Source organism: Desulforhopalus singaporensis (assembly GCF_900104445.1).
GTDB classification, from domain to species: domain Bacteria; phylum Desulfobacterota; class Desulfobulbia; order Desulfobulbales; family Desulfocapsaceae; genus Desulforhopalus_A; species Desulforhopalus_A singaporensis.
Window position 1 is genome coordinate 1 of sequence record NZ_FNJI01000081.1, and the last position, 5,303, is coordinate 5,303.

Consider the following 5,303-nt stretch of genomic DNA (forward strand, 5'->3'; position numbering starts at 1 on the left):
AACGCGGCCTGGATTAATCCTCCGAAATTGCAGGCAACTAATGAAAAAACAAAATGAATTTTTGTTTTCTCAATAACAAACATAGGTTCCGTATGTTGGTCATGGCATTCAAGGTTAACGGAGCGCAGCGGAGTTGCCCAAAGGGCTTGGCCTTGACTGTTATGGCCAACATGCTACTCGTATCAACACAAAGAAGGTAGTCTAAATTACCAACAAAGGTGTCTCATTTTCATTGACACATTCCGCTTCTCGGTATTTCGCAATCCATTGATAGATAACGGTTCTCGTAAATCCAAGGGCCTTTATGACAGTTTCGGGGCTCTCTCCAGCTTCCACACGCTGTACAGCCCGTATGCGGATGGCTTCAAGGCCTTTGCGGTCAATTTTTCTTCCATCATCAGTTTCCATGCCCGGAGTATAACACATGTCTACTGATCAATGAACTGATTAATAACGCTAATGTTAGCGCGGCTGGTATTTTGCAACAGTAAAAACCTTTTTGATATCAACATGAACGCAAAATTAATCACATATTATGGTGAGGATCTATCCAGTTTGCCACCCGTTCAATAATTGGGTCGCATCCCTGAGATGGCGTAAAAAAAAGAAAAAATGCTTAGGTGGAAAATAGGGCTTGGGAATCCAGACCTGGCGTACCCCGCGAACAGAACCAGCCAAATTTCTTATTTTTCCTTGACAGGCAACCTAAACGGGGGTATTTTTCTTGTTATAAGATTATCCATTCTCGTTATCAGAGAAATATTAGGTTTTAGCAGTTTCTAAACAAAAGAGATCGATTTGTGCGAAGCGATACAGACAGGGTATGTAGAAACCAACTTAGTGTCTTCTTGATTCTAGAGAATTAGCTCTTTCTGTATTTGTTATTTGGTGGTTTAAATATATTTGTCCGGACCGTATCGATACGGACAGGAAGGAGGTATTGACAAGTTCGAAGGAAAGTCAGGGTACAGTAAGCACTGAAACGCAACCATTAATCGAGTCCAATAAAGGGAGATTGAATATGCTGAGAATAACAACTGCACTTATAGCCTTTTTCGTTCTGCTCGCCAGCTTTTCCGTTGGGATGTGTAGCGGCAACGATAAAGTGTATCAGTTGAAAATGCAGAGTTTCTACCCACAATCCATGGCAGGTGCTCAAAAAGGATTTGCCGAAACTGTAGAAAAAATGAGTGGTGGAAGAATCAAAATTACTTTCTTTACTTCTGGTGAGCTCATCTCTTCTCCGGAAATCCTGAAGGCGACCAAAACCGGGATGATTGACATAGGCATGGGCAGCGGTTCCTATTTCTCTGAACTGACAATTGGAAATATTGAGACTGGACTGCCAATGGCATGGCAAAATGCCTATGAAGCTAGGGTGTTATGGGAGGAACTTGGGTTTAAAGAGCTTCTCGCGAAAGAGTACGAAAAACACGGCGTCCATTACCTTGCTCCAAACTATGCTACCCCTTACAAAATTTTAACCAAAACACCGGTCAACTCCCTGGAAGAATTAAAAAAGTTGAAAATCAGGGCAATTGGTGGTTCGGCAAAAATGCTCAGTAATCTAGGGGTGGCAACCGTCAGCCTTCCGTTGGAAGATATTTATCTGGCCCTCACGACCGGACAGATCGATGGGGTTCTCTTTGGCGGCGCAAACGAATATAAAATGATGAAATTTTATGAAGCCGCTAAATTCTACATTGCAAATCCGATCCTTGATCCCATTGTCGATAGCTACTTCATGAACAAAAAGGTCTGGGACAGCCTGCCTGAAGATCTTCAGGCAATTATCACTGTTGCGGCTACCGAGGCTGGACTGAAACACTATGACCCGGTATGGAAGGCTGAATACACCCTGCCGGACACACTTTTCGAAGATGTTACTAAATTTTCCGAGGCCGACGCATCTAAACTCACTGATGGGGCAATCTCGGTGTGGGAAGAAGAAGCCAACAGGTCTTTGGAAAATGCTGAAGCAGTCGAGATGATAAAAGAGCTAAATAGGATGGTCGGTCGCCTCAATTAAATCCTACTTTTTGGACAATCCATCGAATCGGCTCGGTATATTCCGAGTCGACTCGTTGGTGCCTGAATATCCAAAGCAAAATACATTTTACGTGTTTTGGTGGGCAATAATCGTTTATTCCGACATGAAGAAAGGCTGGAAAAGCATGGAAAGCTTATCACAAACCCCTATTTACACCCAAAGCAAGAACACGACCATTGGTGAGTCAGACAAGGATTGGCCTCATGGGGAGGTGAGAACAGTCAGAAAACTGCTCAGTTCAACCGTCAACACTATAGATGCCATCAGCAACTGGTCAGGGAAAGTTCTCGCCCTGTTTCTGCTGGTCATGATTGCCATCACCATGTACGAGGTCATTGCACGATATGTATTCAGCAGACCGACCACTTGGGCCCTTGAAGCAACCACCATGATCTTCGGCACCTACATGATCTGTTCCCTGGCCTATTCGCTGCTGTCCAAGGCCCACGTCTCCATGGACATCTTCTACTCCAAATGGAGTGACCGGACCAGGGCCATCGTCGATCTGTGTACCTTCCCGCTGGTTACCATCTTCATAGGCTTAATATTGTGGCAATCGACTGTCTACGGCATCGAGTCGGTGCAGATCAGGGAGCACGCCGCTACCGTTTGGAGCCCTCCTCTCTATCCCTGGAAAATGACCATTCCGTTCGGCATGTTGCTGCTGCTGCTACAGCATATCAGCGATTTTATCCGCAATCTCGTTCTAGCAATCACCGGGGAGGAACTCCAATGAGCCCGTTTGAAATTACCGGCCTGATGTTTGCCAGCATGCTGCTGTTAATGGCCACCGGCCTTCCGGTCGCCTTTTGCCTGGGATCGGTGGGGGTTCTGTCGGCCCTGTTCCTGTGGGGCACCGCTTCGCTGAACGTGCTCTACTTCTCCGTGCTAAACATTATGAACAACTTCGTCCTTATCGCGGTGCCCCTGTTTGTCTTCATGGGCTATGTGTTGCACGAATCGGGCATTGCCAACGACCTTTTCGATGCGGTACATCTTTGGATGGGCCGACTGCGGGGTGGATTGGGCATCGGCACTGTGGCCATCTGCGCCATCATGGCAGCCATGGTCGGTGTGAGTGGAGCTGCCACCATCTCCATGGGGGTCATTGCTGTCCCGGCCATGTTAGAGCGAAAGTACAATAAGGATATTGCCATTGGTCTGGTTCAGGCCGGAGGTGCGCTTGGCTTTCTGATTCCTCCGAGCATGATGATGATCATGTACGCCTTTGTTTCCGGCGAATCGGTGGGTAGGCTCTTTGCCGGCGGGGTGGTGCCTGGGGTTATCTTGGCAGTACTGTATATGATTTACGTTGGTGTCCGCTGCCATCTGCAGCCTCAACTCGGCCCGGCGATCTCAGACAACGAACGAGCCTCCTGGGGCGAGAAGGTCAGTTCACTCAAAGGGCTGATTCTTCCCGGAATGCTGATTATGGCCGTTCTCGGCTGCATCTTCTTCGGAGTGACCTCACCGACAGAGGCGGCTGCCGTGGGGGCTACAGGGGCCTTAGCGTGCGCTGCCATACGTAAGGCCCTGACTTGGAAGATGCTGATGGAAACGGCCCAAAAAACTCTTAACGTAGCGGGTTTTACCGCTCTAATAATCATCGGGGCCATCGTGTTCAGCAAAGTTTACACAGGGCTCGGGGCCACGGCTATGATCAAATCGGCCATCGTCGGGCTGGACATGAGTCCCTGGATTATACTGATCGTCATGCAGCTGAGCTTTTTTGTTCTGGGTATGTTCCTGGATGATCTGGCGATCCTGTTTCTTTGTATGCCGATCTTTTTGCCCATTATCAAGGCTCTGGGGTTCGACCCGGTTTGGTTCGCGATCATGTACGTAGTTAATATGCAGATGGCCTACATCACCCCGCCATATGGCATTAACCTTTTCTATATGAAAGCTGTTGCTCCCAAAGGAGTTTCCATGGGAGATATCTACCGATCGGTGATCCCTTTTGTGGTGATTCAACTAGCGGCTCTGATCCTGTTCATGATCTTTCCTAAGTTGATTACCTGGCTGCCTGACCTGCTGTTCGGCTGATAGTTTAACCTGTACCCCGGATGCAGCCTGATTGATAATTAGTTTTAAGAGTCACCCCAGAGTACGCGAAAAATGAGCGAGGCCTTCCGCAAAGCAGGAGGCCTCAGCTTAAGCCCCTTAAAAAGTGGGGGTATTTGCAGAAGAAACTTCCCGCAGGGGACTCCTGGTTCTTAATCAAATAATCGATATTTATGCTTCTCGTGCTCACGGATATATTTGCGTATGGTCCGCTTTATCCAGGGAGCAGCTGTACTTACGTAGTGGCCACGTGACCAAAATGCAAACCAGTGACTCGTCTGTTACCAATACTATGGTGAATTTGCACGACGCTTTTGCCTTAGAAAAATCCGATGACAAAAGCTATGCTGAAATCGTGTGGAACACACAAATACATGTGGACATAGTCTGGCATCAACTGCCTTGCCTTTCAAGCAACTCAACTCCGCGCTGACGACACGGATCTCGTAGAATTTCGCCGGCCCGCTTCTTCTCTTGGGTATACAACACCTAACTCATACAAGTAGCCCTGCAAAAAATCGGTGCTATAAGTTTTGTACCTTACAGAAAACCGCCCCTCTTACTTGACATGGATAGCTATAAAAAGCTTGACGTGCAATCAGGCTTCATGTTATTCTCATATTATGATATTTTATTCTCATATTACGGGAATAATATGTTTTTTGAATATTCCAACAATGATTTTGGATAGCTGACATTACACATGCCAAGACGCAAAAAGATGTAGGAAAAATCCAAATACAGTTTGTTGGCAACCATCTGTAGTCTGGAGAAATCAACATGAAAAGCACGTTTAATGTAATTGGAAAACGGCAACAGAAAATCGAGGCATTAGAGAAAGTCACCGGAAAACTGAAATATTCCGGAGACCTGCAATTCCCAAACACGCTGCATGTTAAAATTCTTCGCAGCCCCCATGCTCACGCTAACATAAAGTCAATCGATACCAGTAAGGCGCTTGCCTTGGAAGGGGTTGAGGCAGTTATCACCCATGAAGATGTACCCAAGGTTCCGACCATGCATCAGTTTCTGTTCCTGCCGTCGGTAATGTATTACGACAGTTTCCTTCTGGAAAAAAAGGTTCGTCATTTTGGTGACCGCGTGGCGGCTGTCGCCGCAGTGACTCCCGAAATTGCCAAGCAGGCTCTGGAGCTGATCGAAGTTGAGTATGAAAAGCTTCCTGCGGTAT

4 protein-coding genes and 1 pseudogene are annotated in these 5,303 nt (G+C 47.0%); 4 read left to right on the forward strand and 1 reads right to left on the reverse strand.

Translation table 11 applies throughout. The annotated features are described in order from the left end of the window. Window positions 1-201: 201 nt before the first annotated feature. The gene (locus tag BLQ17_RS21520) at window positions 202-408 is read right to left on the reverse strand and encodes a helix-turn-helix domain-containing protein (RefSeq protein WP_218121880.1); all 207 of its coding nucleotides are present in this window, start codon (window positions 406-408) and stop codon (window positions 202-204) included. A 613-nt stretch (window positions 409-1,021) separates the two neighbouring features. Here BLQ17_RS21520 and dctP point away from each other — a divergent pair. The 4 genes and pseudogenes from dctP to BLQ17_RS21540 form a co-directional block, all read left to right on the forward strand. Beyond that, window positions 1,022-2,029 (forward strand): TRAP transporter substrate-binding protein DctP, encoded by a 1,008-nt coding sequence (gene dctP, locus BLQ17_RS21525; RefSeq protein WP_092226291.1) that lies wholly within the window; start codon window positions 1,022-1,024, stop codon window positions 2,027-2,029. A gap of 145 nt (window positions 2,030-2,174) precedes the next feature. Next, window positions 2,175-2,786, forward strand: coding sequence for a TRAP transporter small permease subunit (locus BLQ17_RS21530; RefSeq protein WP_176761392.1), 612 nt, complete (start codon window positions 2,175-2,177; stop codon window positions 2,784-2,786). Further along, window positions 2,783-4,096 (forward strand): TRAP transporter large permease, encoded by a 1,314-nt coding sequence (locus tag BLQ17_RS21535; protein ID WP_218121881.1) that lies wholly within the window; start codon window positions 2,783-2,785, stop codon window positions 4,094-4,096. The genes BLQ17_RS21530 and BLQ17_RS21535 overlap by 4 nt, the downstream gene beginning before the upstream one ends. Window positions 4,097-4,894: 798 nt before the next feature. Next, window positions 4,895-5,303: pseudogene (locus BLQ17_RS21540) on the forward strand (hypothetical protein); the annotation flags it as partial.

Coding starts and splice junctions, on each gene's coding strand:
- BLQ17_RS21520 (WP_218121880.1), bottom strand. CDS start 408: ATGGAAACTGATGATGGAAGAAAAATTGACCGCAAAGGCCTTGAAGCC.
- dctP (WP_092226291.1), top strand. CDS start 1,022: ATGCTGAGAATAACAACTGCACTTATAGCCTTTTTCGTTCTGCTCGCC.
- BLQ17_RS21530 (WP_176761392.1), top strand. CDS start 2,175: ATGGAAAGCTTATCACAAACCCCTATTTACACCCAAAGCAAGAACACG.
- BLQ17_RS21535 (WP_218121881.1), top strand. CDS start 2,783: ATGAGCCCGTTTGAAATTACCGGCCTGATGTTTGCCAGCATGCTGCTG.